Raw genomic sequence first — 26672 nt, 5'->3', positions numbered from 1 at the left:
ATTGTAGCCCTTGTGAGAAAAATCCCATGACCACGCCAGAAACGCCCGATACCTCCGCGGAACGCCGCGGCCTGCCTCCAGGAAAAATGCCGGAATTGCGCGTGATGCCTGCGCCGGCCGACGCCAACGTGTATGGCGACGTGTTTGGCGGCTGGATCATGGCCCAGGTCGACATTGCCGGTTCGCTGCCCGCCACCCGCCGCGCCAATGGCCGCGTGGCCACCGTGGCCGTGAATTCGTTCGTGTTCAAGAACCCCGTGTTCATCGGCGACTTGCTGTCGTTCTATGCGGATATCGTCAAGGTCGGCAATACGTCGATCACGGTCAACGTCGAAGTGTATGCGGAGCGCAACCGCCTGCAGGCGTCCATCGTGAAAGTCACGGAAGCCACGCTGACGTACGTTGCCACCGGTCCGGACCGCAAGCCGCGCCAGGTGCCGCCGCTGGAAACGTTCCAGTAATCCGCCATGGCCGCCGATCATGGCCGCTGACGGCGGCCGCCGCGCACTGCTGCTGGCGGCGGCGCGCGTCTCCGCGCTGGCCGGCCTCGCTGCCGCCGGCATGACATCGCCGCCGGCCCGCAGCGCCAATCACAGCGCGAATAACGGCGCCTACCCGTTTGCGCTGGGCGTCGCCTCCGGTTCGCCACTGCCGGATGCCGTCGTCATCTGGACCCGCATCGTGCATGACCCGCTGAATGCGCAGGCGACGCCGCAAGTGGCGCTGCCCGTGCGCTGGGAAATGGCGGCGGACGACGGTTTCCGCACCATCGTCGCGCAAGGCGCCGCCACCGCGTTGCCGGAACTGGCGCACAGCGTGCACGTCGACGTGCGGGGGCTGGCGCCCGCGCGCTGGTACTGGTACCGCTTCATGCTGGGCGGCGCCGTCAGCGCCGTCGGCCGCACACGCACGGCGCCCGCCCCGCAAGACCTGCCTGCTGTGCTGAAACTGGCCGTGGCGTCGTGCCAGCACTGGGAATTCGGCAGCTATGCGGCGCACCGCCATATCGCGGCCGCGGCGCCGGACCTGGTGGCGTTCGTCGGCGATTACATTTACGAGTGGGGGCCGTACCAGCTGCGCCATCCGGCCCATGCGGTGCGCTCCGACGAAAGCTTCACGCTGGCCGAATACCGCGCCCGCTATGCGCAATACAAGAGCGATGCGGATTTGCAGGCGGCGCACCATGCGGCGCCGTGGATCCTCGCATGGGACGACCATGAAGTGGCGAACGATTACGCGGGCTTGCGCGACGAGCGGCTCGATGTGAATTTTGCCGCGCGGCGCGCCGCCGCTTACCAGGCTTATTACGAACACCAGCCGCTGCGCCTGCCCGCGCCGGGCATCCAGAACGGCATGATGCGCATGCACCAGCGCTATGACTGGGGGCGGCTGGCCCGTTTCCACGTGCTCGATAACCGCCAGTACCGCGCGGTGCAGGCATGCACGCCGGGGCGGGGCGGTTCGTCGTCCGTGCGGCCCCGCGATTGCGGCGCCTTGCTCGATCCGCGCCGCACCATGCTGGGCGGCGAACAGGAACAGTGGCTCGAACAGGGATTGAAAACCTCCACTGCGCGCTGGAATATCCTGGCGCAGCAAACCCTGATGGCGCAATGCAGCCAGTTGCCGCTGGCGCTGCAGGGCAACAGCCGCGACGGGCGCTACTGGACCGATGGCTGGGATGGTTATCCTGCCGCGCGGCAGCGGCTGTACGACACCTTGCTGGCAAGCGGCGCCGCCAACCCGCTGGTGCTGTCCGGCGACGTGCATACGTTTTATGCGGCGGAATTGCGGCCCGATCCATTGCGCCCGGCCAGCAGGGGCAATCCGATGGTGGCGACGGAATTCTGCGGCACGTCCGTCACGTCGACATCGCGCCCGCAGGCCCGTACCCAGCAATATGTCGACATGAATGCGCAGCTGAAGTATGGCCGCAGCGACAAGCGCGGCTTCATGCTGCTCGATGTGCGGCCGGAGCGGTGCGTGGTGGATTTCCGGGCGCTCGATGATGCGCGGGATACGGGGAGCGGGATCGCCACGATCGCGCAGTTTTCGGTGAAGGATGGGACGCCGGGACTGGCGTGAATATCAACGCCATGCATGCGCCACCTTGGCGCATGCATGGCAAAACCCTTACGCCGTGCGCGCCCGCTCCAGCAAGCGTTCCATGGCTTCCTTCTGGAAGACCCGGAACTCGTCATTGCCCGTCACATTGCTGAACATCAGCGCTCCCACGCGCTTGTTCACGTCCAGCGCCGCCACGGAATCGGCCCCCACGTCGCCGCCATAATGCATGGCCAAGTGGCCGTTCTGCTCGCGCAGGGTCCAGATCAGCGCCTGCTGCACGTTCTGGTCCACCGCCACCGGTTGCGGTGACAGGAATGTCGCCAGCGTGCCTTGCTGCAGGTAGCGGCGGCCATCGACGGCGCCTTCGCCGCTGAAGATTTCCAGGATGCGGGCGAAGTCGCGCGCCGAGGAACGCAGCAGGCCGGCCGGCCAGCTTGGCGCACCCGCCGGCGCCAGCGCCTTCAGGCCGCGCTCCTGGCGCGCATAGGGTTGCGCCAGCGGCGCCTTGCCCATGGCGGCCAGACTCCAGCCCGTGTTGCGCATGCCCAGCGGGGAAAACAGGCGTTTTTGCGTCAGCACGTCCAGGCCCTGGCGCTCCGCATTGACGCGCCCGGCCAGGTAGCCCAGCAGCGCGATGCCGACATTCGAATACGCCCACGTGCTGCCCGGCCTGGCGTCGTTGAACGAACCGGCTTGCGCATACCAGCGGCCGTTGGGCGACAGGTAGCCGGCCAGGAAGTCGCGCAATTGCAGGGCCGGGTCGCCGCCGGCGGCGAAATCGCCATTGCGGTCGTTGTACACGGTGTCGGCAATGCCGGACGTGTGGCTCAGCAGGTGGCGGAACGTGATCGGGGTGTCCGGGAAGGCCGGGTGCACGACGGCGAAATCCAGGTACGGGGCGATCGGGTCATCCAGGCGGAACGCGCCCTGTTCGTGCAACATCATCATGGCGGTGCCGGTGACGACCTTGCTGACGGACGCGATGTGGAATGCCGTGTCCGGGGTGACGGGAGTGCGCGCCTGCACGTCGGCCAGGCCGAAGCCCCGCACGAACTGGGTACGGCCATTGCGCACGGTGGCCACGCTGACGCCGGCGGTACCGGTCTTGCGCAAGCCATCGATCATGAAGCGGGAAAAATCGTCTTCCCAATTACCGGCTGCCGCCAATGCCTTGGGCGCCATGTATGACGCGGCAAACGATGTGGCGAACAAGCCCAACATACTCCTACGGTCCATCTGTCTCCTCCTGGGTAACAGCGCCGGTTCATTCCCGGGAAAGTCATGCTTTCCTTCTTGACAAACCGTACGCCAAAAAAAAGAGGCTTCCTTGTGGGAAGCCTCCGTTGGTGCCCCGCCTGTTACGGCAGCGGCGAATCCGACAGTTCGCGTTGCAGTGGTTCGACCAGCTCGCCTTCCCACTTCGCGACCACGGCGGCGGCCACGCCGTTGCCGATCACGTTGGTGGCGGAGCGCGCCATGTCGAGGAAGTGGTCGATGCCCAGCAACAGCAGCAAGCCTGCTTCCGGGATGTTGAACTGGCCGAGGGTGGCGGCGATCACCACCAGCGAGGCGCGCGGCACGCCGGCAATGCCTTTGGACGTCAGCATCAGCACGGCCATCATGGTCATTTGCGTGCCCAGCGACATTTCAATGCCATACGCCTGTGCAATGAACACGGTGGCGAACGTGCAATACATCATCGAGCCGTCCAGGTTGAACGAATAGCCGATCGGCAGCACGAACGAGGCGATGCGGTTGCGCACGCCGAAACGCTCCAGGCCTTCCAGCGTTTTCGGGTAGGCCGCTTCGCTCGATGCGGTGGAGAAGGCCAGCAGTGCCGGGCCGCGCAATTCCGCCATCAGCGCAAAGATGCGCTTGCCCAGGAACAACAGGCCGGCAAAGATCAGCAAGCCCCACAGGATCGCAATGCTCAGGTAGAACTCGCCCATGAACATGCCATAGGTGCCCAGCACGCCCAGGCCGCTCTTGGCGATGGTGCCGGCCACGGCGGCAAACACGGCCACCGGTGCGAATTGCATCACGTAGCCCGTCACTTTCAGCATGATGTGGGCCAGGCCGTCGATGGCATCCACCAGCGGTTCCGCTTTCTTGCCGACCGCGGCGGCGGCGGTGCCGAAGAACAGCGAGAACACGACGATTTGCAGGATTTCATTCTTGGCCATGCCGTCGATGATGGAAGCCGGCACCAAGTGGGTGATGAATTCTTTCAGCGACAGGCTGGTGGCGGCAATGCCGGTGGCGGCGGCGGCCGGCAGGTGGCCGACCAGCGCATCGCCCGGACGGAACAGGTTCACCATGATCAGGCCCAGGGTCAGCGACATGACCGACGCGACAAAGAACCAGCCCAGGGTTTTCAGGCCGATACGGCCCACTTCCTTGGCGTCGCCCATGCGCGCAATGCCGACCACCAGGGTGGAAAAGACCAGCGGCGCGATGATCATTTTGATCAGCCGCAGGAAAATCGTCGTCAGCAGCGACATGTAGTCGGCGAACTCGGCCGGCTTGGCCATGTTGGCGTTGGCTGCATAGCCGACCGCGATGCCCAGCACGAGGCTGACCAGGATGTAGGTCGTCAGATTGCTGCGGGAAGATGGTTTGGCGCTGGAGGACGCACTGTTGTCGATTTTCATATGGGTGTTTCCTGTGGTACTGTCCAGCAACACTGTTTTGCAGGGCAGACAGCCAATACCTTTAGAATTGATGAATCTGTAAGCAGGGAAGTCGGGAGTATCGTTGCGGCCTTGATGCATGTCAAGCAACTGTGTGTCGTGCGGAAAACAGTTTGTACCGCCGAATATAAAACGCTGATTTCAACGGGAAAATATGATAGACATCAAGAACCTCAGCAAGTGGTATGGCCATTTCCAGGTGCTCACGGAGTGCAGCACCAGCGTGGCGCGGGGCGATGTCATGGTGATTTGCGGTCCATCCGGTTCTGGCAAGTCGACGCTGATCAAGACCGTCAACGGGCTGGAGCCGTTCCAGCAGGGCGAAATTATCGTTGACGGCACGTCCGTGGGCGCCAAAGGCACGGATTTGCCGGCGTTGCGCGCCCGGATCGGCATGGTGTTCCAGAATTTCGAACTGTTTCCCCATTTATCCGTGTGCGATAACCTGACCCTGGGGCAAATCAAGGTGTTGAAGCGCAGCCGCGACGAAGCCGTCGAGCGGGGCTTGCGCTACCTGGACCGGGTCGGTTTGCTGGGGCAGCAGGATAAATACCCGAACCAGCTGTCCGGCGGCCAGCAGCAGCGGGTGGCGATTGCCCGGGCGCTGTCGATGGACCCGATCGCCATGCTGTTTGACGAACCGACGTCCGCGCTGGACCCTGAAATGATCAATGAAGTGCTGGACGTGATGGTGGGGCTGGCGCAGGAAGGCATGACCATGATGGTGGTCACACACGAAATGGGCTTTGCCCGCAAGGTGGCCAACCGCGTGGTCTTCATGGACAAGGGCCGCATCCTCGAGGATTGCGGCAAGGATGAATTTTTCGGCGCGCCCCGTTCCGAGCGTGCGAAGGACTTTTTGGCGCGTATTATTCATTAGGGTATTTACCACAGCATCACAGGGAGGCGTCATGGCATTGAAAAGGCTGTCCGTACTACTCTTGCTGGCCGTGTCCGCCACGGCATCATCCCAGGAACCCACCGGCACCCTTGCCAAGATCAAGCGCACCGGCACCATCACGCTGGGCGTGCGCGACGGATCGGTACCTTTCTCCTACCTGGACGACAAGCAGCAATACCTGGGGTATTCGGTCGACCTGTGCATGAAAATCGTCACGGCCGCGCAAAAGCAGCTGGGCATGACGGACGTGAAAGTGGTCATGCAGCCCGTGACGCCGGCCAACCGCATCCCCCTGATGGCGAACGGCACCATCGACCTGGAATGCGGTTCCGCCACCAATAACGCGGAGCGGCAAAAGCAGGTGGCGTTTGCACCGACCATGTTCGTGGTGGCCAACAAGCTGCTGGCCAGGAAAGCGTCGAATATCCGCTCGCTGGCGGACATGAAAGGCAAGACGCTGGTGGCGACGGCCGGCACCACGACCCTCAAGCAAATGACGATCCTGAATAATGAAATGGGATTGGGCATGACGATCCTGATCGGCAAGGACCACCCGGAATCGTTCCTGATGCTGGAAACGGGGCGGGCCGTGGCGGAAGCCAATGACGATATCCTGCTGGCGGCCCAGGTGGCCGCATCGAAAAATCCCGCCGATTACGCGATCGCGCAGGAAGCGCTGTCGGTGGAACCATACGGCATCATGCTGCGGCGCGACGACCCGGAATTCAAGAAACTGGCCGACGCCACGTTGACGCGCTTTTACCAGAGCGACGATTACCCGAAAGTCTATGCCAAGTGGTTCCAGAGCCCGATTCCGCCCAAGGGCATCAACCTGAACTTCCCCATGCCGCCGCAATTGAAAGCGGTGCTGGCCAAACCCACCGATTCGCCCGACCCTGCCGCCTATGCGGCGGTGCCGCCGGCGCAGCAGGCGGCTGCGAAAAAGAAGGCGAAGTAATGCGCCCATGGTAACGCGCCCATGAATTACCACTGGAACTGGCGCATCTTCTGGGAAGAATCGCCGGACGGTGTGCGCACCTATGGCGAAACGCTGATCGATGGCTTGCAGTGGACGCTGGCCGCCGCAGGCTGTGGCTGGGTGATTGCGCTGGTGGTCGGCGTGCTGGTAGGGACATTGCGCACCTTGCCGCAGTCGGCGCCCATCGGCCGCTGGCTGCGCCTGGCGGGCAATGCGTATATCGAAGTGTTCCGCAACATCCCGCTGCTGGTGCAAATGTTCCTGTGGTACTTCGTCGCGCCGGAATTGCTGCCTTCGTCGGCCGGTGCGTGGGTCAAGGTATTGCCGAATTTGCCGTTCGTGGCGGCCGTGGTGTCGCTGGGTTTTTATACGTCGGCGCGGGTGGCGGTGCAAGTCACGGCGGGCATCGAGTCGCTGGCTGGCGGGCAATTGCTGGCGGCGCTGGCGGTGGGCCTGTCGCGGCCGCAGGCGTACCGCTACGTGCTGCTGCCGCTGGCGCTGCGCGTCATCATGCCGCCACTGGCCAGCGAAGGGCTGAACATCATCAAGAACAGCGCGGTGGCGCTGACCATCGGGCTGGTGGAATTGATGAACAGCGCCAACGCGATCCAGGAATTCTCGTTCCAGACGTTTGAAGCGTTCACCGCCGCCACCGTCATCTATGTCGCGCTGAACATCATCGTGGTCATGGGCATGCAGTGGCTGGAGCGGCGCCTTGCGCTGCCCGGCACCCTGGCGGAGGGCATGCGCTGATGTTTTCCCAATTCGACTTCGACGTCATCGCCCGCTCGTGGGTCTACCTGTTCCAGGTCGGCATGGTGTTCACCCTGAAGCTGACCGTGCTGTCGATGCTGGGCGGCGTGGTGCTGGGAACCTTGCTGGCGTTGGCGCGGTTGTCGTCCTGGGCGCCATTGGCGTGGCTGGCGGCGGGGTACGTGAATCTGATGCGGGCCGTGCCGCTGCTGCTGGTGATTTTCTGGTTTTACTTCCTGGTGCCGTATATCGGCGCGTGGCTGATCGGCGCTGCCGAACCCGTCAAAGTCGGGGCGTTCTGGTCCGCGCTGGTGACCTTCATCCTGTTCCAGGCCGCGTATTACTGCGAAATCATGCGGGGCGGCATACAGGCGATTCCCCGTGGCCAGTTGCTGGCCGCGCAGGCGCTGGGCATGCATTACTGGCAAGTGATGGGCAACGTCGTGCTGCCGCAGGCATTCCGCAACATGTTGCCGGTATTGCTGACACAAACCATCGTGCTGTTCCAGGATGTGTCGCTGGTCTATGTGCTGTCGGCGCCGGATTTCGTCGGGCTGGCCAGCAAGGTGGCGCAGCGCGACGGGCGGCTGGTGGAAATGTATTTGTTCGTGGCGCTGGTGTATTTCGTCCTGTGCAGCGCGCTATCGTGGCTGGTGCGGCGGCTGCAGCGGCGGGTGGCCATCATCCGCTGAGTGCGCGGCTGGGCAGGCTGGCGGCAGGCATTCAGGCGCAAGTTTCTATATGGAAAGAGTGCCCGTGGCGCCAACGGCTGCCCGGCCAGGCTGCACGCGGTAAAATGGCGGGATTCTTTCCCTGATTTCTACTTCAGACACACCGCGAGCAGCCGCCATGTCCCACATTGAAACTCCCGACAGCATCACCCTCATCCGTCCAGACGACTGGCATTTGCACCTGCGCGACGGCGCCACCCTGGCCAGCGTCCTGCCGCACAGCGCCCGCCAGTTCGGCCGCGCCATCGTCATGCCGAACCTGAAGCCGCCCGTCACCACGGTGGCTGCCGCCGAAGCGTACCGTGGCCGCATCCTGGCCGCGCTGCCGCAGGGCATGGCGTTCGAGCCACTGATGACCTTGTACCTGACCAACAATACGCCGCCCGATGAAATCCGCCGCGCCGTCGACAGCGGTTTCGTGTACGGCGTCAAACTGTACCCGGCCGGCGCCACCACCAATTCCGATGCCGGCGTGACCGACATCGCCAATTGCCACAAGACGCTGGAAGTCATGCAGGAACTGGACTTGCCGCTGCTGGTGCACGGCGAAGTCACGGATCCGGAAGTCGACGTGTTCGACCGCGAAGCCGTGTTCATCGAACGCGTGATGCGCCCGCTGCGCAAGAGTTTCCCGGAACTGAAGGTCGTGTTCGAACACATCACCACCCGTCACGCCGCCGAATACGTGGCCGAAGCGGAAGGCCCGATTGCCGCCACCATCACGGCGCACCACCTGCTGTACAACCGCAATGAAATCTTCAAGGGTGGCATCCGTCCGCACTACTACTGCCTGCCGATCCTGAAGCGCGAAGAACACCGCCTGGCGCTGGTCACGGCCGCCACCAGCGGCGACGAGCGCTTCTTCCTGGGCACCGACTCCGCGCCGCACGCACAGGGCGCCAAGGAAGCCGCCTGCGGCTGCGCCGGCTGCTACACCGCGCTGCACGCGATGGAACTGTATGCGGAAGCGTTCGAGCGCGCCGGCGCGCTGGACAAGCTGGAAGCCTTCTCCAGCCTGAACGGCCCGGCGTTCTACGGCGTGGAACCGAACCAGGACACCATCACGCTGAAACGCGAAGCATGGACCTTGCCGGCCACCTTGCCGCTGGGCGACCAGGAAGTGGTGCCGCTGAACGCGGGCGAAACCATCCACTGGAAGATGGTTTGAGTGTTTTCCAGCATTGACTGGCAGCGTCCCTGGTACGACTCGGTACGGGACGCGGCCGGCGCCGTCGACCTCGATGGCGCCAGTATTATTCCTTCCTTCAGCGCGCAAGCAGCGTCGCGCGAATTGTGCAATCATCAAGGCTTGCCGTTGCAATTCGTGCCGCAAAGCGCGTTGCCGGACGGCGTCGCCTATGAGGAATTCATTGGCGCCACCGGCAACGTCCCGACGCGTGAAAACCTGCATGATTTTTTCAACGCGCTGGTCTGGCTCAGCTTCCCCCGCATCAAGCAGCAATTGAATGCCTTGCAGGCGGCGCAGATCGCGCAGGATGGCGTCGGCAAATCGCGCGGTCCCGCGCGCGATGCCGCCACGCTGTTCGACGAGAATGCGGCGCTGCTGGTGGTGCGGGACGATGAGCCGGGCAGGGCGCTGGTGCAGGCGCTGCGCGGCCATGACTGGCATACGGCGTTCGTCGGGTTGCGGGATTTGTTCGGGCGCGATGCGCAAGTCTGGCTGTTCGGCCATGCGCTGATGGAAAAGCTGGTGGCGCCCTACAAGGCGATCACCGCCCACACGCGCGTGGTGCTGGCCGACGATGGTTATTTCGCGCTGGATGGCGCCGGCCGGCGCGCATGGGTGGACGACAAGGTGGCGCGGGAACTGGCTGCCGAAGGCTTGCATAAAGGTTGCTTCACGCCGCTGCCCATGCTGGGCGTGCCGGACTGGTGGCCGCAACAGGACGAAGCATTTTATGGCGATGCGGCGGTGTTCCGGCCCAAGCGTACGCCGCAACCGAAGGAACGATAAATGGAAAAAATCATCCGCTGGGGCATCCTGGGCACGGGCAAAATAGCTAAGGCCATGGCACACGGTTTGCGCGACACGCCCGGGGCTGAACTGGTAGCGGTCGCATCGCGCACGGCGGCCAGCGCCGCCAGGTTCGGCGCCGAATTCGGCGTGGCGCGCTGCCATGGCAGTTACCAGGCACTGGCGGACGATCCGGAGGTCGACGTGGTGTATATCGCCACACCGCATCCGATGCACCATGAAAACGCGCTGATGTGCCTGAACGGCGGCAAGGCGCTGCTGGTGGAAAAAGCATTCACGTTGACCCGCCGCGAGGCCGAGCACATTGCCGCACTGGCGCAAGAGAAAAAACTGTTCGTCATGGAAGCCATGTGGAGCCGCTTCCTGCCCGCCATCCTGGAAGCAAAGCGCTTGCTGGACAGCGGTGCGATCGGCATTCCCGGCAGCCTGACGGCGGACTTCGGCTTTGCCGCGGTGTTGGACCCGGAGCACAGGCTGTTCAACCCGGAGCTCGGCGGCGGCTCGCTACTGGACCTGGGCATTTATCCGCTGTCGCTGGCCGCCTATTTCCTGGGGCCGGTGGCGGACGTAAAAGCCGTCGGCGAACTGACCGCCACCGGGGTCGACATGCAGGCGTCGTTCGTGCTGCGCCATGAAAGCGGCGCGCTGTCGTCGTGCGGCAGCAGCCTGCGTGCGCATACGCCGAACGAATTGACGATTTCCGGCAGCAAGGGCTTCTTGCGCCTGAATACGCGCTTCTATGCGACCGAGTCGCTGACCCTGGGCCTGAACGATGGCAGCAAGCGCGAATTGTCCGCGCCCCGCATCGGCAACGGCTATGCGCATGAAGCGCTGGAAGTGAACCGCTGCCTGCGCGAAGGGTTGCTGGAAAGCCCCGTCATGCCGCTGGCGGAAACCGTGGCGCTGATGGGGTGGCTGGACACGATGCGCGAACAAGTCGGCGTGCGCTACGCGGCCGACGCATGACGGAGGCGCCCATGTTTACTTCGGACCGCGTACCGTCGCTGAAATCCGTGCTGCTGGCCAGCGGCGTCGTGCTGACCCTGGCGATGGGCGTGCGCCATGGCTTCGGTTTCTGGATGCAGCCGATTTCACAGGCCAATGGCTGGACCCGCGAAACGTATTCGCTGGCGCTGGCCGTGCAAAACCTGATGTGGGGCGCGTTCGGCCCGATCGCCGGCATGGCGGCCGACCGTTACGGCACCATGCGCGTGGTGCTGGTGGGCGCGCTGGCGTACATGGCGGGCTTGCTGTGGATGGCGTTCGTCACGCAACCGATGCTGTTCGTGGCGGGTTCCGGCGTGTTCATCGGCCTGGGGCTGGCGTGCACGGCGTTCGGCGCCGTCAGCGGCATCATTGGTCGCGTGGCGCCGGTGGAGCGGCGCTCGTGGGCCTTCGGCATTTCCGGCGCGGCCAGTTCGTTTGGCCAGTTCCTGATGATGCCGGTCGAGCAATTCCTGATTTCCTCGCTGGGCTGGCAACAGGCGTTTTACCTGCTGGCCGGCGTGCTGGTGCTGGCCATGGTTCCCGCCTCGTTCTGGCTGCGCGAACCGGCCGTCGCCCATGCGGACGGCCCGCGCCAGAGCATCGCCGAAGCATTGGGCGAGGCGCTGGGCAACCGCTCGTTCCTGCTGCTGGTGGCGGGGTACTTCGTGTGCGGGTTCCAGGTGGTGTTCATCGGTGTGCACTTGCCGGCCTACCTGAAGGACAAGGGCATCGCCGATCCGAAAGTCGCCGTGCTGGCGCTGGCGCTGATCGGCCTGTTCAACATCTTTGGCTCGTTCCTGGCCGGTAAATGGGGCGGCAAAGTGCCGAAGCGCTACCTGCTGTCGGGAATTTATTCGCTGCGCTCGGTCGCCATCGTGATGTTCCTGCTGGCGCCGCTGTCGCCGGTCTCCGTGTACCTGTTTGCCGCCGCCATGGGCTTCCTGTGGCTGTCCACCGTGCCGCTGACCAACGGCATCATTGCCGGCGTGTTCGGCGTGCGGCACATGTCGATGCTGGCCGGCGTGGTGTTCTTCTCGCACCAGATCGGCAGCTTCCTCGGCGTTTGGCTGGGGGGCTACCTGTTTGCGCTGCAAGGCAATTACGACGTGGTGTGGGGCATTGCGATTGCGCTGGGCGTGTTTGCGGGGCTGGCCAATTTGCCCGTCGATGAGCGTCCCCTGGTGCGCGGCGGCGCATTGAAAGCCGCATGATGAAACCGTGGCTGGCATGGACGCTGGCCATCGCGGTGATGGCGCTGGCCTTCGCCGCCTATCTGCGGCCGGATTTCATGGTGGATTGGGGGAACCGTATCGCGCTGTGCTTGTAAGGAGCGGCGGCGCGTGAGGTATCGGGATGCATGCATGGCGGCTTTGCCTGCGGCAAAACCGCCCTACGAATTTAACCGTGTTTGGTACGCTTGGAGGATTTGCCGGCGACGGCTTTGGCCTTGACCGGCGCTTTGGCCGTTGCCGCTTTGCCGCCGCCATGGCGGGCATGCTTGCCGTGCTTGCCGGCCTTGGTTTCAAAGCGCGGCGCCGAATATACGGCATCGGCTTCGCCGGCGCGCTTGGCATTCAGGGCCTGGCGCAGTGCATTGTCTTCCAGCGGCTCTTCCAGCAGGTTTTGCGGGTCGATGCGCTTGCCATCCTTGAAGGCTTCCAGGTGCAGGTGCGGGCCGGTCGAGCGGCCCGTCATGCCGGAGTGGCCGATCAGTTCGCCGGCCGACACCATGTCGCCCACGCGGACCAGGCGTTCCTTCAAGTGCGCATACAGCGAACGCAAACCGTTCGGATGTTCGATCACCACCACTTCGCCGTATTTCTTGTCGCCTTCGAAGCGGTTGGTGGATGCCACCACCGTGCCGCCATCGGTGGCCTTGATGGGCGTGCCGGTCGGCGTGGAGAAATCGACGCCGCCGTGGGCGCGTTTGCCGCGCAGTGCGCCAAAGAAACTGCTGACTTTGCCGCCATCGAGCGGCAAGCTCCAGCGCGACGCCGGCGTGTCGGAAGGCTCCGGCGTACCGGAGGCGTGCACCGGCAGACTGGCGGCCAGCAACAGAACGAGCGTAAGTTGGGCAATTTTTGGCATAGCGGACGAGTTTCGCACAGGGTCGGCGATCGCGCAAGGAAATTTAATGCTCAGTTGCAACATTGCTGTTTTTTAATGTTGGCTTACGGGCCGCTCGGGCGCACAATGGCTAATCGGATGCCAAAGGGAGGCAATCATGAAAACAGCAGCGTTTACCAGCCTGGACCAGAGTACACAGGAAGATTGGCTGAACATTGCAGGCGAATTCATGCATTTCGCCCAAGGCTTGCCGGAACGGATCGCCGCCCACCTGGCGTTGCTGAAAGGGGATTTCGGCGGCTTTCCCGTCGACCGCTACACGCATTCGCTGCAAACAGGCACCCGGGCGCTGCGCGACGGGCGCGACGATGAATATGTGGCGTGCGCGCTGCTGCACGACATTGGCGACACGCTGGGTACGTTCAACCACCCGGATATCGCGGCTGCCATGCTGCAACCGTTCGTATCGGATGAAAACCTGTGGATGGTGAAGCATCACGGTATTTTCCAAGGCCATTATTTCTTCCACCACCTCGGCATGGATCGCGACATGCGCGACCAACTGAGAAACCATCCGTGCTATGAACGCACGGCGGAATTCTGCGAGTGCTATGACAACCCGGCATTCGATGGCCGCTATGACACGCTGCCGATTGTTGAATTCATGCCCATCCTGCAGCACGTCTTCGCCACGCCGCTGCGCAGCCTGTACAAGCAGGCGATGGAGCGTCACTAGGAATTGTCCGGGACAGTATTAGTAAATTTGCATCGGCGTACTTGTGTCGCAAGTGCGGTGTTGCATAATGGGAGATCCTCACGAATACGGACCGCGATGCGCACAACACTCGCCGCACTGCCGCTTCTGCTTGCCGGAACCGCAGCAGCTGAAACCAATTTTGTCGACTTGTCGATCGAGGAATTGACACAGATTCGGATCACGTCGGTGTCGCGCAGAGGGGAGGCGCTGTCCCAGGCAGCCGCCTCGGTGTATGTCATCACTGCCGAAGATATCCGCCGCTCAGGCGCCGATTCGTTGCCGGAAATATTGCGGCTGGCGCCCAACCTGCAAGTGGCGCGTACCAACAATTTCACCTATGCGATCACGGCGCGTGGCATGAACGGCACGCAAAACACCACGCCCAACAAGTTGCTGGTCATGATCGACGGACGCTCCACGTATACGCCGTTCTATTCCGGTGTGCTGTGGGATGTGCAGGATACGCTGCTGGAAGATATCGAGCGCATCGAAGTCATCAGCGGGCCTGGCGGCGTGCTGTGGGGCGTGAATGCCATCAATGCGGTGGTCAACATTATTACGCGGCAGCAGGCCACGGGCTTGCTGGCCGTTGCCAACGGCGGCAACCGGAACCGCAGCGTCGCCGTGCGTTATGGCGCCGGGGATTGGCGCGCCTATGCCCGCACCGTGCACCAGCAAGCGACGGAAACCGCTGCCGGGGTCGCCATCAGCGACTATCGGCGCCATAACCAGGCGGGTTTCCGCGGCGATATCGCCATGGGCAACGATCGCCTGACCGTCAACGGCAATGTCTATGACGGCCGCAGCGGCCAGCCCAAGCCGGGTTCGATTGCCGTCTCGGGCGTCACGCTGGTGCTGGGCGACATCGATTCGGCCGGCGCCAACCTGACGGCAAACTGGACCCGCCAGCTTGACGATGGCGGCGCGCTGTCGCTGCAAGCGTATGTTGACCATACCGAACGGACGGTGCCGCCGACCTACATCCAGCGGCTGGACATCCTGGACTTGCAGTTGCTGCATACGCTGCCCGCCGGATCCGGCCTGTTGGCCGCGCACCAGCCCACCTGGGGCGTCAATTACCGGGTCGACCGCGACCGCACCGTCAACAGCGCCACGATCGCCTTCCTGCCGGCCAACGTGTCGCAGAGCTGGGCCAGCGTGTTTGCGCAGGATGAATGGACGCTGCAACCGGGCCTGCGCCTGACGGCAGGGGCGCGCGTCGAACGCAATCCGTATACCGGCACGGAATTCCTGCCCAGCATGCGGCTGGCGTGGATGGCGGCCGACAACACCCTGCTGTGGGGCGGCGCGTCGCGCACGGTGCGGGCGCCGAGCCGGCTCGACGTCGATACGTTCGTCCCTGGCAAGGCGCCGTTCGTGCTCAATGGCGGCAATGCGGTCAAGGCGGAAGTGGCGCGCGTGTATGAAATCGGCTACCGGGGCCAGCCGTATGCCGGCGTGTCCGCCGCCATTACGCTGTTCCAGCACCGTTATGACGACTTGCGCACGCAGGAACTGGCGCCGTCGCGCAGGTTCGTGACGTTTGCCAGCAATATGGAAGGCAAGGCCACCGGGTTTGAAGCGTGGGCCAGTGTGCAATTGACGCCTGCCTGGCGCCTGACGGGCGGCGCGACCGGATTGAGCGAACGGCTGTGGGTCAAGCCGGGCAGCAACGATACGGTGTCGGCCGCGGCGGCGGGGCGCGATCCCCACCACCAGTTGCAACTGCGCTCCAGCCATACGCTGGCGGAAGACATTGAACTCGATATCGCCGTGCGCAGGATCGGCCGGCTGCGCACCCAGACCCAGCCCGTGCCGGCCTATACGGCAGTCGATGCCCGGCTGGGATGGCGCATCAACCCGCAGTGGGAACTGGCGCTGGTGGGCCAGAATCTCAATGGCGCCCATGCCGAATACGGCCCTGTGCTATACCGCGCGGAACTGCCCCGCATGGTGGGCGTGCGGCTGACGTATCAGCAGTAATTAGTCAGACTTTCAGGAATTCTTCCCGCCCGCCCAGCCACCGCTCCAGGTGGCCTTCGACCACGGGCAGGTATTTCTCATCCTTCAGCAGCGCACTGGCCACGTCGCGTGCGCGGTCCACCAGCCAGGTATCGGTTTCCAGGTCGGCGAAGCGCAGCATGGCCTGGCCGGACTGGCGCGAACCGAGGAATTCGCCCGGGCCCCGGATTTCCAGGTCGCGCCGTGCGATTTCAAACCCGTCGGTGGTTTCCCGCATCGTCATCAGGCGCTGCTTGGCGACGCCGCCCAGCGGGCTTTGATATAGCAGCAGGCACACGGACGCCGCCGATCCCCGTCCCACGCGGCCGCGCAACTGGTGCAGCTGCGACAGGCCGAAACGCTCCGCATGTTCGATCACCATCAGCGACGCATTCGGCACGTCGACGCCCACTTCGATCACGGTGGTGGCCACCAGCACTTGCATGTCGTTGGCGGCAAACGCATCCATTACAGCCTGTTTTTCCGCCGGCTTCAATTTGCCGTGTACCAGCCCGACGTGCAGGTCGGGCAGGGCTTCGGCCAGCAGCGCGTGGGTTTCCGTGGCGGTCTGCAATTGCAGTGCTTCGGATTCCTCGATCAGCGGACAGACCCAGTACACTTGCCGCCCTTCCTGCGCGGCCGCGTGCACCCGTTCGATGACTTCGTCGCGCCGGTTCTGGTCGATGGCGCGCGTGACGATGGGACTGCGGCCTGGCGGCAACTCATCGATGACGGACACTTCCAGGTCGGCATAATACGTCATGGCCAGGGTGCGGGGAATCGGCGTGGCCGACATCATCAACTGGTGCGGCACGGCGTTTTCATTGCCCTTGTTGCGCAGCGTGAGGCGCTGGCCCACGCCGAAGCGGTGCTGTTCATCGACGATCACGAGGCCCAGGTTGGCGAATTGCACGGTGTCCTGGATGATCGCATGGGTGCCGATCACGAGGCGCGCCTCGCCCGTCTCCACCAGTTCGGTGGCGGCAGCCTTGTTCTTTTTCGTCAGGCTGCCCGTCAGCCACGCCACCTTGACGCCCAGCGGTTCCATCCACGCGGCGATCTTGCGGAAATGCTGGTCCGCCAGGATTTCCGTCGGCGCCATCAGCGCGGCCTGGTAGCCGCTGTCGATGGCTTGCGCCGCCGCCAGTGCCGCCACCACGGTCTTGCCGGCGCCCACGTCGCCTTGCAGCAGGCGCTGCATCGGGTAGGGCTGGCCGATGTCGGCGCGGATTTCATCGAGCACGCGCTGCTGCGCCCCCGTTAATTTAAACGGCAGCGCTTGCTGGAACTGGGCCGACAAGTCGCCCACCACCGACAGCGGCGGCGAACCCTTGGCGCGGCGCGCCTTCTGCGCCCGCTTCAGTGACAGTTGTTGCGCCAGCAATTCGTCGAATTTCATGCGGGTCCACGCGGGGTGCGAACGGTCCAGCAAGGTGTAGGTATCGACGTCTTGCGGCGGATGGTGCAGCAGGCGCACGGACGGTTCGAAATTGTCGAGTTCCAACCGTTCCAGTAAGCGGGGCGGCAAGGTATCCGTCCAGTCCACCCGCTTCATGGCGTCGGCAATGGCCTTGCGCATCACGTGCTGCGGCAAGCCTTCGCCGGCCGGGTACACGGGCGTCAGCGAGGTCGGCAGCGGGGCGCCCGCATTGACGATCTTGTAGTGCGGATGCACCATTTCCGCGCCAAAAAAGCCGTGTTTCAGTTCGCCCCGGGCCCGTACCCGCGTGCCCTCGGCCAGTTGCTTGACCTGGCTGCCATAGAAATTCATGAAGCGCAGCTGCAAATCCCCGGTGCCGTCCGAAATATGCACCAGCAACTGGCGCCGCGGCTTGAAGGTGATTTCGTTTTTCGTCACGATGCCTTCCACCTGCGACGTTTCGCCGCCATGCAGGCACGCTTCCTGGATGGTGATGACCTGTGTCTCGTCTTCGTAGCGCATCGGCAAGTGCAGCACCAGGTCCATGTCCGTGCGCAAGCCCAGCCGGGCCAGCTTGGCTTCCAGCGAGACGGCTTTCTTGGCGGGGGCTTTGGCGGCGGGCTTGGCTGCCTTGCGTGCCGGTTTGGCTGGCAATTCCGGGGTTTCAGTCAGGGCGGCGGTTGAAGGTGGCGGCATCGGGCGGTAATTCCGGGTGTTTCACTGGCTGGTGTACAATAGAGGGTTGCCCCACAGTTTTATACACGCGTTTTCATGTATTCCTTATCAGACTTCGATTTTAACTTGCCGCCAGAGCGGATAGCGCAATTTCCCCTGCCGGATCGCAGTGCTTCGCGCCTGCTGCACGTGGATGGCGCCGATCTGCACGACCGCCAGTTCACCGACATCCTGGATTTGCTGCAACCCGGCGACTTGCTGGTGATGAACAACACCCGCGTGCTGAAAGCCCGTTTCTTTGGCGCCAAGGAAAGCGGCGGCAAGGTGGAAGCGCTGGTCGAGCGCGTGCTGGACACCCGCACGGTGCTGGCCCAGGTGCGCGCGTCCCGCTCGCCGCTGCCGGGCACGAAATTGCGCCTGGCCGATGCGTTCGACGTGACGGTGGGCGAGCGCGCCGGTGAATTCTTCACGTTGCACTTCGATACGAGCGTAGCAGGCGACGTGTTCGACCTGATCGAAACCTATGGCCGCCTGCCATTGCCGCCGTATATCGAACACACGGCGGACGAATTCGATGAAACCCGCTACCAGACCGTGTTCAACAAGGTGCCGGGCGCCGTGGCCGCACCGACGGCCGGCCTGCACTTCGATGACGCGCTGCTGAAAAAACTCAAGGACAAGGGTGTCAACTTTGCTTACGTGACCTTGCACGTGGGCGCCGGCACGTTCCAGCCGGTGCGGACGGAAAACCTGTCCGAGCACAAGATGCATACCGAGTGGTACACGATGCCGCAGGAAACCGTGGACGCCGTGCGCGCCGCCAAGGCGGCGGGACGCGACGTGGTGGCCGTGGGCACGACCAGTCTGCGCGCACTGGAATCCGCGTCGCAAACGGGCCAGCTGGAGGCGGGCAGTGCCGATACGGCACTGTTCATCACGCCCGGTTATCAATTCAAGACGGTGACACGGCTGATCACCAACTTCCACTTGCCGAAGTCGACCCTGCTGATGCTGGTGTCCGCCTTCGCCGGTTTCGACGAGATCCGCAAGGCCTATGCCCATGCGATCGCCAGCGAATACCGCTTCTTCAGCTATGGCGATGCGATGCTGCTGACGACGCAATCGCGCGCCGCATAAACACGAAAGAGATACATGCTGGAATTTAAACTGATCAAGACCGATACCAGCGGTCTGACCAAGGCGCGCCGCGGCACGGTCAAACTCAACCACGGCGAAGTGCAAACGCCGATTTTCATGCCGGTGGGCACCTACGGTTCCGTGAAGGCCATGTCGCCGCTGGAATTGAAGGAAATCGGCGCGCAGATCATCCTGGGCAATACGTTCCACCTGTGGCTGCGTCCAGGCAACGACATCATGTCGAAGTTTGGCGGCCTGCACGGCTTCATGGGCTGGGACAAGCCGATCCTGACGGATTCGGGCGGCTTCCAGGTGTTTTCGCTGGGCGACATGCGCAAGATTACCGAAGAGGGCGTGCATTTCCAGTCGCCGATCAATGGCGATAAATTGTTCCTGTCGCCGGAAATCTCGATGCAGATCCAGCGCGTGCTGAATTCCGACATCGTCATGCAGTTCGACGAATGCACGCCATATAAAATCAACGACCGTCCCGCCACGCTGGATGAGGCGGCGAAATCCATGCGCATGTCGCTGCGCTGGGCGCAGCGTTCGATGGATGAATTCCAGCGCGGCGAAAACCCGAATGCGCTGTTCGGTATCGTGCAGGGCGGCATGTTTGAAAACCTGCGCGACGAATCGCTGGCCAAGCTGGAGGAAATCGACTTCCCGGGCCTGGCGATCGGCGGCCTGTCGGTGGGCGAGCCGAAAGAAGACATGATGCGCGTGCTGGAGCACGTGGGCCCGCGCCTGCCGGCCAACAAGCCGCACTACCTGATGGGCGTCGGTACGCCGGAAGACCTGGTGGCCGGCGTGTCCAACGGCGTCGACATGTTCGATTGCGTGATGCCGACCCGTAATGCCCGTAACGGCTGGATTTTCACCCGTTTTGGCGACGTGAAAATCAAGAATGCCCGTTACAAGGAAGACAAGGAACCGCTGGATGCGACGTGCGCATGCTACACGTGCCGCAATTTCTCGCGTGCGTACCTGCACCACCTGCATCGCACGCAGGAAATCCTGGGCGCCCGGTTGAACACCATCCACAACCTGCATTACTACCTGGACATCATGCGCCAGATGCGGGAAGCGCTGGACGAAGACCGTTTCCACGCGTGGACCTTGGAATTCCACAAGGATCGCGCCCGGGGCGTGTAAGCGCTCACCAACGCATTACAGGCATCGCCAAGGTGACGGTTGTCGCGCAATTGTCACCTTGTAAAACATTTCATCAACCCCACATGCGACCGGATGTCTTTGCGCCCGGTCACGGGTGCTAGAATACAGCGCTAATTTTTTCACAATCTCACTGGAGTTTACTGTGTTCATTTCCAACGCCTACGCTCAAGCCGCCGCGGATCCGCTCGGCCTGGGTGGCAATCTCACCAGCTTCCTGCCGCTGATCCTGATGTTCGTGGTCATGTATTTCCTGATGATCCGTCCACAGCAAAAACGCGCCAAGGAACAGAAAGCCATGATGGACGCGCTGGCCAAAGGCGATGAAGTGGTGACTGCTGGCGGCATCCTGGGCAAGGTCGCGAAAGTGGGCGACGTCTACGTGACCCTGGAAGTGTCCGCAGGTAACGAAATGGTCGTGCAAAAAGCATCGATCACCACGCTGCTGCCGAAAGGCACGCTCAAAGCGCTGTAATCCCCTGACGGGCCTGTGATCCAGCATCCAGGCCCGTTTAAGCTTCTTCCCGAACGCAGATAACCATGAATCGCTATCCAGTCTGGAAATATATTGTCATTGCCATTACGGTGTTGCTGGGCGCACTGTACACGGCGCCCAACTACTTCGGCGAGTCGCCTGCACTGCAGGTCACCAGCGGCAAGTCCACCGTGAAAGTCACGAGTGACCTGACCGCCAAAGTCGAGCAAGTGCTGAAGCAGGAAAACCTCAAGACGGACGGCGTCACGCTGGACGGCGCCGGCAGCCACGTCTCCGTGCGCGCCCGCTTCCTTGATACCGACACCCAGTTCAAAGCCAAGCTGGCGCTGGAGCGCGCGCTGAACGCGGACCCCAACGATCCGGCCTTCATCGTCACCAATAACCTGACCGCGAATACGCCGGCGTGGATGCAGAAAATCCGCGCGCTGCCGATGTACCTGGGCCTGGACTTGCGCGGTGGCGTGCACTTCCTGATGCAGGTCGACGTGCAGGCGGCGCTGGAAAAGCGCGTGGTCGGCATCCAGACGTCGGTCCGCTCCACGTTGCGTGACAAGAACATCCGCCATGCCGGTATCGAGCGTAAGGGCAATACCGTGGAAGTGAAATTCCGCGATGAAGACACCCGCAAGAAAGCGCGCGCCATCATCTCGGAACAGCAGGATCTGAACATCGCCGATGGCGCCCCGGGCGCCGACGGCACCGACCTGAAACTGGTGCTGAGCCTGAAACCGGCCGCGCTGAAAGAAGCCATGGACAATGGCGTGAAGCAGAATATCGCGACCCTGTCCAAGCGCGTCAACGAACTGGGCGTGGCTGAACCGATCATCCAGCAGCAGGGCGCCGACCGTATCGTCGTGCAGTTGCCAGGCGTGCAGGACGTGGCCCGCGCGAAAGCCCTGATCGGCCGTACCGCTACCCTGGAAGTGCGCATGGTCGACGAGACCATCGTGCCAGGCACGGAACTGCAATCGGCCGTGCCATTCAATTCCGAACTGTTCACCGTCGGCAAAGGCGTGCCGGTCGTGCTGTACAAGGATATCGTGCTGTCCGGCGACTATATCTCCCGCGCCACCGCGTCGTTCGACCAGAATCAGCAGCCTGCCGTGTCGATCGACTTGAACGGCGACGGCGGCCGCAAGATGCGTGAAGCCACGCGCGACCGCGTGGGCAAGAAAATGGCCATCGTGCTGTACGAGCAAAAAGGCAAGCCGGAAGTGCTGTCGGTGGCCACCATCCAGAGTGAACTGGGCAGCACGTTCCAGATCACCGGCATGGGCAATGCTGAAAACTCGGCGGAACTGGCGCTGCTGCTGCGCTCCGGCGCACTGTATGCCCCGATGACCGTGATCGAAGAGCGCACCGTGGGCCCGGCGCTGGGTGCTGAAAACATCCAGAAGGGCAAGATGTCGATGATTTATGGCTTCTCCGCCATTGCCATCTTCATGATTGCTTACTACATGCTGTTCGGCTTCTTCTCCGTGCTGGCGCTGGGCGTCAACCTGTTGCTGCTGATGGCATTGCTGTCGCGCATGCAAGCCACGCTGACCCTGCCGGGTATCGCCGCGATCGCGCTGGCGCTGGGCATGGCGATTGACGCCAACGTGCTGATCAACGAGCGTATCCGTGAAGAGTTGCGTAAAGGTAATTCGCCGCAGGCAGCGATTGCGGACGGTTTCAAACATGCGTGGGATACGATTATCGACTCCAACGTCACCACTCTGATCGTCGGTATTGCACTGTACGTGTTTGGTTCCGGTCCGGTGCGCGGCTTTGCCGTGGTGCACTGCCTGGGCATCCTGACGTCGATGTTCTCCGCCGTATTCGTATCGCGCGGCGTGGTCAACCTGTGGTACGGCCGCAAGAAGAAACTGCAGTCGGTGTCGATCGGCACGGTCTGGGTTCCAGGCCAGTCGAAATAAGCGAGGGGTAAAAAATGGAATTTTTCCGCATTAAAAAAGACATTCCGTTCATGCGCCATGCGTTGATCTTCAACGCGGTGTCGGCGCTGACCTTCGTGGCGGCCGTGTTCTTCCTGTTCCACAAGGGCTTGCACCTGTCGATCGAATTCACGGGCGGCACCGTGATGGAAGTGCAGTACCAGCATGCGGCCGACCTGGAAAAGATACGGGGTACCGTGTCCGGCGTCGGTTACGAACATCCTGAAGTCACCAGCTTCGGCACCGCGCGCGACGTGATGCTGCGCCTGCCGATTTCCGGCGCGGCCGGCAAGGATGCCGCCGGCGCCTCGGCCCGCGTGTTCGAAGCGCTGTGCAAGGCCGATAACGGCAGCATCAAGCGTATCGACACGACGACCGCCAAGGGCGAGCAGGTGGCGAAAGACGCCTGCGTGGACGCCGCCGGCAAGGAAGCGCTGGAATTGCACAAGGTCGAATTCGTCGGCCCGCAAGTGGGTGAAGAGCTGGCGCAAAACGGCTTGAACGCACTGGTGATGGTGGTGATCGGCGTGATGATTTACCTGGCGATACGTTTCGAGTGGAAATACGCCGTGTCGGCCATCATCGCCAACCTGCACGACGTGGTCATCATCCTGGGCTTCTTCGCGTTCTTCCAGTGGGAATTCTCGCTGACCGTGCTGGCCGCCGTGCTGGCCGTGCTGGGTTATTCGGTCAATGAATCGGTGGTGATTTTCGACCGGATCCGCGAAAACTTCCGCAAGCAGCGCAAGGCGTCCGTGCATGAAGTGATCGACAACGCGATCACGTCGACCATCTCGCGTACCATCATCACCCACGGCTGCACGCAGATGATGGTGCTGTCGATGCTGGTCTTCGGCGGCCCGACCCTGCACTACTTCGCGATGGCGCTGACGATCGGTATCTGCTTCGGTATTTACTCGTCCGTGTTCGTGGCGGCCGCCGTGGCCATGTGGCTGGGCGTGAAGCGCGAAGACCTGATCAAGCCTGTCAAGGAAAAAGACGAGACCGACGGCGCTGTGGTGTAAGCGCGTTTGTGTCAAAATGAAAACCGCCATGTCACAAACATGGCGGTTTTTTTTCGCCCCTACTGGAGAGTTTATGAGTCGTGCCGGCCGCCTGTTTCAGTTGATGGATGCCCTGCGGGGCAACCGCCGCCCGGTGACGGCGGCGGCGCTGGCGCAGCAGCTGGGCGTGTCCGAGCGCACCATTTACCGCGACATGCAAACGCTGGCGGAACTGGGCGCGCCGCTGCAAGGGGAGGCCGGCATCGGTTACATGCTGCGCGCCGGCTTTTTCCTGCCGCCGCTGATGTTTGGCGCCGATGAACTGGAAGCGCTGGTGCTGGGTGCGCGCTGGGTCAAGCGCCAGGGCGACGGCGAACTGGCGAAAGCCGCCGCCAGCGCACTGGCCAAGATCGCCACCGCCTCGCCTAAGGATTTGCGCGACAGCATGGCGGAAACCAGCCTGTGGGTGCCGATCGGCATGGATGAACTGCCGGACGAAACGTTCATTACGCCCACGCGGCTGGCCATCCGCCACCAGCACAAGATGCGCATCAGTTACAGCGACGAACGGGGCCGCGTGTCGGAACGGGTGGTGTGGCCGTTTGCACTGGCGTACATGGAAGGCAAGCGGTTGCTGGCCGCCTGGTGCGAAATGCGCGAAGCGCTGCGCCATTTCCGTATCGACCGCATCCAGGCCGCCGACACCATCGCGGAACGCTACCCGACGCCGCGCCATGCGCTGCTCAAGGTCTGGCGGGCGGAAAACCGCATCCGCGAAGATGCGTGAATGTGAGTGAAATGTGAAGCACCGCACAGAATGCTCCGGCTCCCGGGCATAAGATGGACTCGTCTCTTTCAGGACATCCCTAGTTTTGGACTTCACCCCGCTGCTCCCCGGCGGGGTTTTTTTTTTGCGGATCATCGTGTTGTCGCCCATCTGTAAAAGTTCGGGGGGGTGAGAATTCGAGAGTATGTATTGATGTAAGGGATGATAAATTTCCGTACGGAATTATTTTCGCGGGAATTTATGTCACGCCTCATTTACTTCGCACTCTCACGGGTGTTGTACGCGGCGGGCTTATGCATCTGTCTCTGCTCCAGCGCGCTGGCGCAAAACGATTGGCGTCCGCCCGTCAGCGGCTGGTGGGCCATCGGGCCGGTGATTCATGGCGATATGACCGCGGCAGCGGACTATGCCTGCCGTGACACGCTGGGCCTGCATCACCTTGATAACAACAGTATTTACTGCAAGGTATATCAGACAGCGAGCCACCCGGAATATGGCACGGTACCGCTGTATATGGGCATCGTGAAACACGTTTCGGCCTGTGCGGACACCGAGACACCCGGCAGTTATGACCCCGCCAAAAAATGCTATGTCGCAGGCGAAAAGCCTCCGGTATGCGACTGCGTGGGCAACCCGGTCAAATTCGCCAACGGCGAAAAAATCCAGGTCGAGCGGGACTATGTTGCGCCGACAGGGCTGGAATTCACGCGCTATTACTCCAATAAACTGGTCGGCGACCAGGGGGCGTTGAACGCCGGCTGGCGGCATGGCTATGCCAAGAAGCTGCTGCTGTATCAATACAACCCCAATCAGCTTGCCAGCTACACGTGGACCGCTTATCCGGGTGGCGCTGGCCGCTGGTCAGGTCCTTGGGGCGGCATGCCGGAAGCGGCGGGTGCCTATACCGCCAGCATTGTCAATCCGGATGGCTATGGCTACTTTTTCTCATCCAGCGACAACGGTGTCACCTGGGTGGCGGATGCCGATGTCAAGGCACGCCTGAGCGCCACGCGCAACGGGACGGAACTGACACAATTCAGTTTGCAGCTGCCATCGGGCGATACTGAAATCTACGATGGCAATGGCCGCCTGGCGGAAATCCGCTACCGCAACGGCCGCACGCTGGCGTTGGCCTACAGCTGGGTGGCAATGGACAGCGGCACGCCGGCTTATCTGTTGACCGGTGTTGCCAACAGCTTCGGCCAGTCGCTGCAACTGGCCTATAACGGGCAGGGCCGCCTGGTCGGCATGACCGATCCGGCGGGCAATCTGTACCAATACGAGTACGGTCCGAACGGCCTGGCCGCCGTCACGTATCCCGGGGGAGGCCGCCGCCAATACCTGTATAACGAAGCGGCGCTGGTGGCCGGCGCGCCGGCATCCTGGACTCTGCTCACTGGCATTGCCGACGAAATCACCCCGGGCAACGTGGTGCGCTACGGCACGTACGCGTATGACGTCAAGGGCCGGCCGGTCTCGACGTCCCATCCGAACGATGTCGACAAGTACACCTTTAATTACACCAGCAACACCGTCACCGATCCGCTTGGTGCGCAACGCGGTTACGGTTTTTCCACGGTGCGCAACCGCCAGGTGCAGACCGGCATCAGCCAGACCTTTGGCACCACCAAAGTCTGGACGGAGGAATCGTTTGACGCCAATGGCAACCTGCGGTCGACCTACGACTTCAATGGCGTGCGCACGTTGCGCACGTTCGACCTCGTGCGCAACCTGGAATTGACCAGGGTGGACGGATTCGGTACGGCGTCGGCCAGAACCACCACCACCAACTGGCATGCGGCGTACGCCTTGCCGCTCAAGGTGGCGGAGCCGCGCCGCATCACGACCTACACGTACGATGCCACGGGCAATGTGCTGACCATGACGATGCAAGCCACCACTGACGCCAACGGCGCACAGGGTTTCAATGCCACTGCCACGGGAAGTGCCCGCACCTGGACCTACACGTACAACGCCGCAGGCCAGGTGCTGACCGCGCGGGGGCCGCGTACCGATGCGGACGACACCGTGACGTACAGCTACGACGCCAATGGCAACCTGGCGACCGTGGCCAATGCGCTTGGTCACGTGACGACCTTGTCGAACTATGACGCCCA

At 62.7% G+C, this 26672-nt stretch carries 23 protein-coding genes; 19 read left to right on the top strand and 4 right to left on the bottom strand.

The window, feature by feature from the left end; translation table 11 throughout:
- Nucleotides 1-26: 26 nt before the first annotated feature.
- The gene (locus GJ700_RS33360; RefSeq protein ID WP_154382284.1) at nucleotides 27-461 is read left to right on the top strand and encodes an acyl-CoA thioesterase; all 435 of its coding nucleotides are present in this window, start codon (nucleotides 27-29) and stop codon (nucleotides 459-461) included.
- A 19-nt stretch (nucleotides 462-480) separates the two neighbouring features.
- A complete protein-coding gene (locus GJ700_RS33355) occupies nucleotides 481-2082 on the top strand; it encodes an alkaline phosphatase D family protein (protein WP_154382282.1) in 1602 nt (533 codons plus the stop codon).
- Between the two features lie 48 nt (nucleotides 2083-2130).
- Here the strand turns inward: GJ700_RS33355 and GJ700_RS33350 are convergent, their stop codons facing one another.
- Both GJ700_RS33350 and GJ700_RS33345 read right to left on the bottom strand, forming a co-directional pair.
- A complete protein-coding gene (locus GJ700_RS33350) occupies nucleotides 2131-3300 on the bottom strand; it encodes a serine hydrolase domain-containing protein (RefSeq protein WP_154382280.1) in 1170 nt (389 codons plus the stop codon).
- A 122-nt stretch (nucleotides 3301-3422) separates the two neighbouring features.
- Nucleotides 3423-4715 carry a dicarboxylate/amino acid:cation symporter gene (locus GJ700_RS33345; protein WP_154382278.1) on the bottom strand — a complete coding sequence of 431 codons (1293 nt, stop codon included), beginning with the start codon at nucleotides 4713-4715 and terminating at the stop codon, nucleotides 3423-3425.
- Nucleotides 4716-4908: 193 nt separating this feature from the next.
- On the opposite strand from GJ700_RS33345, the gene GJ700_RS33340 reads away from it, so the two are divergent.
- From GJ700_RS33340 to GJ700_RS33305, 8 genes are all read left to right on the top strand, one after another.
- Complete coding sequence (locus tag GJ700_RS33340) at nucleotides 4909-5634, top strand: amino acid ABC transporter ATP-binding protein (RefSeq protein ID WP_154382276.1); 726 nt, start codon at nucleotides 4909-4911, stop codon at nucleotides 5632-5634.
- Between the two features lie 31 nt (nucleotides 5635-5665).
- The gene (locus GJ700_RS33335; RefSeq protein ID WP_154382274.1) at nucleotides 5666-6613 is read left to right on the top strand and encodes an amino acid ABC transporter substrate-binding protein; all 948 of its coding nucleotides are present in this window, start codon (nucleotides 5666-5668) and stop codon (nucleotides 6611-6613) included.
- Nucleotides 6614-6634: 21 nt separating this feature from the next.
- On the top strand, nucleotides 6635-7387 hold the full coding sequence (locus tag GJ700_RS33330) for an amino acid ABC transporter permease (protein ID WP_154382272.1): 753 nt from the start codon (nucleotides 6635-6637) through the stop codon (nucleotides 7385-7387).
- On the top strand, nucleotides 7387-8079 hold the full coding sequence (locus tag GJ700_RS33325; protein WP_154382270.1) for an amino acid ABC transporter permease: 693 nt from the start codon (nucleotides 7387-7389) through the stop codon (nucleotides 8077-8079). The genes GJ700_RS33330 and GJ700_RS33325 overlap by 1 nt, the downstream gene beginning before the upstream one ends.
- Before the next feature lie 157 nt (nucleotides 8080-8236).
- Entirely contained in the window at nucleotides 8237-9286 is a 1050-nt protein-coding gene (gene pyrC, locus GJ700_RS33320) for a dihydroorotase (RefSeq protein ID WP_154382268.1), read from the top strand.
- Nucleotides 9287-10093, top strand: coding sequence for a DUF3025 domain-containing protein (locus tag GJ700_RS33315; protein ID WP_371868244.1), 807 nt, complete (start codon nucleotides 9287-9289; stop codon nucleotides 10091-10093).
- Nucleotides 10094-11080 (top strand): Gfo/Idh/MocA family protein, encoded by a 987-nt coding sequence (locus GJ700_RS33310; protein ID WP_154382266.1) that lies wholly within the window; start codon nucleotides 10094-10096, stop codon nucleotides 11078-11080. It begins immediately after the preceding gene.
- An 11-nt stretch (nucleotides 11081-11091) separates the two neighbouring features.
- Complete coding sequence (locus GJ700_RS33305) at nucleotides 11092-12312, top strand: MFS transporter (RefSeq protein ID WP_154382264.1); 1221 nt, start codon at nucleotides 11092-11094, stop codon at nucleotides 12310-12312.
- A 187-nt stretch (nucleotides 12313-12499) separates the two neighbouring features.
- On the opposite strand, the gene GJ700_RS33300 is transcribed toward GJ700_RS33305, so the two are convergent.
- Complete coding sequence (locus GJ700_RS33300) at nucleotides 12500-13189, bottom strand: M23 family metallopeptidase (RefSeq protein ID WP_195764093.1); 690 nt, start codon at nucleotides 13187-13189, stop codon at nucleotides 12500-12502.
- 136 nt (nucleotides 13190-13325) lie between these two features.
- On the opposite strand from GJ700_RS33300, the gene GJ700_RS33295 reads away from it, so the two are divergent.
- A complete protein-coding gene (locus GJ700_RS33295; protein WP_154382260.1) occupies nucleotides 13326-13904 on the top strand; it encodes an HD domain-containing protein in 579 nt (192 codons plus the stop codon).
- A gap of 96 nt (nucleotides 13905-14000) precedes the next feature.
- The gene (locus GJ700_RS33290; RefSeq protein WP_154382258.1) at nucleotides 14001-15908 is read left to right on the top strand and encodes a TOL_0244 family TonB-dependent receptor; all 1908 of its coding nucleotides are present in this window, start codon (nucleotides 14001-14003) and stop codon (nucleotides 15906-15908) included.
- Nucleotides 15909-15912: 4 nt separating this feature from the next.
- Here GJ700_RS33290 and recG read toward each other — a convergent pair whose 3' ends face one another.
- On the bottom strand, nucleotides 15913-18042 hold the full coding sequence (gene recG / locus GJ700_RS33285) for an ATP-dependent DNA helicase RecG (protein WP_154382256.1): 2130 nt from the start codon (nucleotides 18040-18042) through the stop codon (nucleotides 15913-15915).
- A 75-nt stretch (nucleotides 18043-18117) separates the two neighbouring features.
- Between recG and queA the strand changes: the two genes are divergently transcribed.
- From queA to GJ700_RS33250, 7 genes are all read left to right on the top strand, one after another.
- A complete protein-coding gene (gene queA / locus GJ700_RS33280) occupies nucleotides 18118-19158 on the top strand; it encodes a tRNA preQ1(34) S-adenosylmethionine ribosyltransferase-isomerase QueA (RefSeq protein ID WP_154382254.1) in 1041 nt (346 codons plus the stop codon).
- A 15-nt stretch (nucleotides 19159-19173) separates the two neighbouring features.
- On the top strand, nucleotides 19174-20313 hold the full coding sequence (gene tgt, locus GJ700_RS33275) for a tRNA guanosine(34) transglycosylase Tgt (RefSeq protein ID WP_154382252.1): 1140 nt from the start codon (nucleotides 19174-19176) through the stop codon (nucleotides 20311-20313).
- 163 nt (nucleotides 20314-20476) lie between these two features.
- On the top strand, nucleotides 20477-20806 hold the full coding sequence (yajC, locus tag GJ700_RS33270) for a preprotein translocase subunit YajC (RefSeq protein ID WP_371868243.1): 330 nt from the start codon (nucleotides 20477-20479) through the stop codon (nucleotides 20804-20806).
- Between the two features lie 65 nt (nucleotides 20807-20871).
- Nucleotides 20872-22746 carry a protein translocase subunit SecD gene (gene secD, locus GJ700_RS33265; RefSeq protein ID WP_154382250.1) on the top strand — a complete coding sequence of 625 codons (1875 nt, stop codon included), beginning with the start codon at nucleotides 20872-20874 and terminating at the stop codon, nucleotides 22744-22746.
- Nucleotides 22747-22760: 14 nt separating this feature from the next.
- Nucleotides 22761-23789, top strand: a complete 1029-nt coding sequence (gene secF, locus GJ700_RS33260; protein WP_154382248.1) for a protein translocase subunit SecF — start codon at nucleotides 22761-22763, stop codon at nucleotides 23787-23789.
- Nucleotides 23790-23862: 73 nt separating this feature from the next.
- Nucleotides 23863-24555: a helix-turn-helix transcriptional regulator gene (locus tag GJ700_RS33255; protein ID WP_195764092.1), complete on the top strand. Its 693-nt coding sequence runs from the start codon at nucleotides 23863-23865 to the stop codon at nucleotides 24553-24555.
- A gap of 240 nt (nucleotides 24556-24795) precedes the next feature.
- Nucleotides 24796-26672, top strand: a 1877-nt coding sequence (locus GJ700_RS33250) for an RHS repeat domain-containing protein (RefSeq protein WP_195764091.1), incomplete at its 3' end; no start/stop codon positions are given.

The sequence above is a fragment of the Pseudoduganella rivuli genome (genome assembly GCF_009674485.1).
GTDB lineage: Bacteria > Pseudomonadota > Gammaproteobacteria > Burkholderiales > Burkholderiaceae_D > Rugamonas > Rugamonas rivuli_B.
Note: the sequence above shows the minus strand (reverse complement) of the source record. Positions and strands in the feature narration are given on the sequence as shown.

Coding starts and splice junctions, on each gene's coding strand:
- GJ700_RS33360 (WP_154382284.1), top strand. CDS start 27: ATGACCACGCCAGAAACGCCCGATACCTCCGCGGAACGCCGCGGCCTG.
- GJ700_RS33355 (WP_154382282.1), top strand. CDS start 481: ATGGCCGCTGACGGCGGCCGCCGCGCACTGCTGCTGGCGGCGGCGCGC.
- GJ700_RS33350 (WP_154382280.1), bottom strand. CDS start 3,300: ATGGACCGTAGGAGTATGTTGGGCTTGTTCGCCACATCGTTTGCCGCG.
- GJ700_RS33345 (WP_154382278.1), bottom strand. CDS start 4,715: ATGAAAATCGACAACAGTGCGTCCTCCAGCGCCAAACCATCTTCCCGC.
- GJ700_RS33340 (WP_154382276.1), top strand. CDS start 4,909: ATGATAGACATCAAGAACCTCAGCAAGTGGTATGGCCATTTCCAGGTG.
- GJ700_RS33335 (WP_154382274.1), top strand. CDS start 5,666: ATGGCATTGAAAAGGCTGTCCGTACTACTCTTGCTGGCCGTGTCCGCC.
- GJ700_RS33330 (WP_154382272.1), top strand. CDS start 6,635: ATGAATTACCACTGGAACTGGCGCATCTTCTGGGAAGAATCGCCGGAC.
- GJ700_RS33325 (WP_154382270.1), top strand. CDS start 7,387: ATGTTTTCCCAATTCGACTTCGACGTCATCGCCCGCTCGTGGGTCTAC.
- pyrC (WP_154382268.1), top strand. CDS start 8,237: ATGTCCCACATTGAAACTCCCGACAGCATCACCCTCATCCGTCCAGAC.
- GJ700_RS33310 (WP_154382266.1), top strand. CDS start 10,094: ATGGAAAAAATCATCCGCTGGGGCATCCTGGGCACGGGCAAAATAGCT.
- GJ700_RS33305 (WP_154382264.1), top strand. CDS start 11,092: ATGTTTACTTCGGACCGCGTACCGTCGCTGAAATCCGTGCTGCTGGCC.
- GJ700_RS33300 (WP_195764093.1), bottom strand. CDS start 13,189: ATGCCAAAAATTGCCCAACTTACGCTCGTTCTGTTGCTGGCCGCCAGT.
- GJ700_RS33295 (WP_154382260.1), top strand. CDS start 13,326: ATGAAAACAGCAGCGTTTACCAGCCTGGACCAGAGTACACAGGAAGAT.
- GJ700_RS33290 (WP_154382258.1), top strand. CDS start 14,001: ATGCGCACAACACTCGCCGCACTGCCGCTTCTGCTTGCCGGAACCGCA.
- recG (WP_154382256.1), bottom strand. CDS start 18,042: ATGCCGCCACCTTCAACCGCCGCCCTGACTGAAACCCCGGAATTGCCA.
- queA (WP_154382254.1), top strand. CDS start 18,118: ATGTATTCCTTATCAGACTTCGATTTTAACTTGCCGCCAGAGCGGATA.
- tgt (WP_154382252.1), top strand. CDS start 19,174: ATGCTGGAATTTAAACTGATCAAGACCGATACCAGCGGTCTGACCAAG.
- secD (WP_154382250.1), top strand. CDS start 20,872: ATGAATCGCTATCCAGTCTGGAAATATATTGTCATTGCCATTACGGTG.
- secF (WP_154382248.1), top strand. CDS start 22,761: ATGGAATTTTTCCGCATTAAAAAAGACATTCCGTTCATGCGCCATGCG.
- GJ700_RS33255 (WP_195764092.1), top strand. CDS start 23,863: ATGAGTCGTGCCGGCCGCCTGTTTCAGTTGATGGATGCCCTGCGGGGC.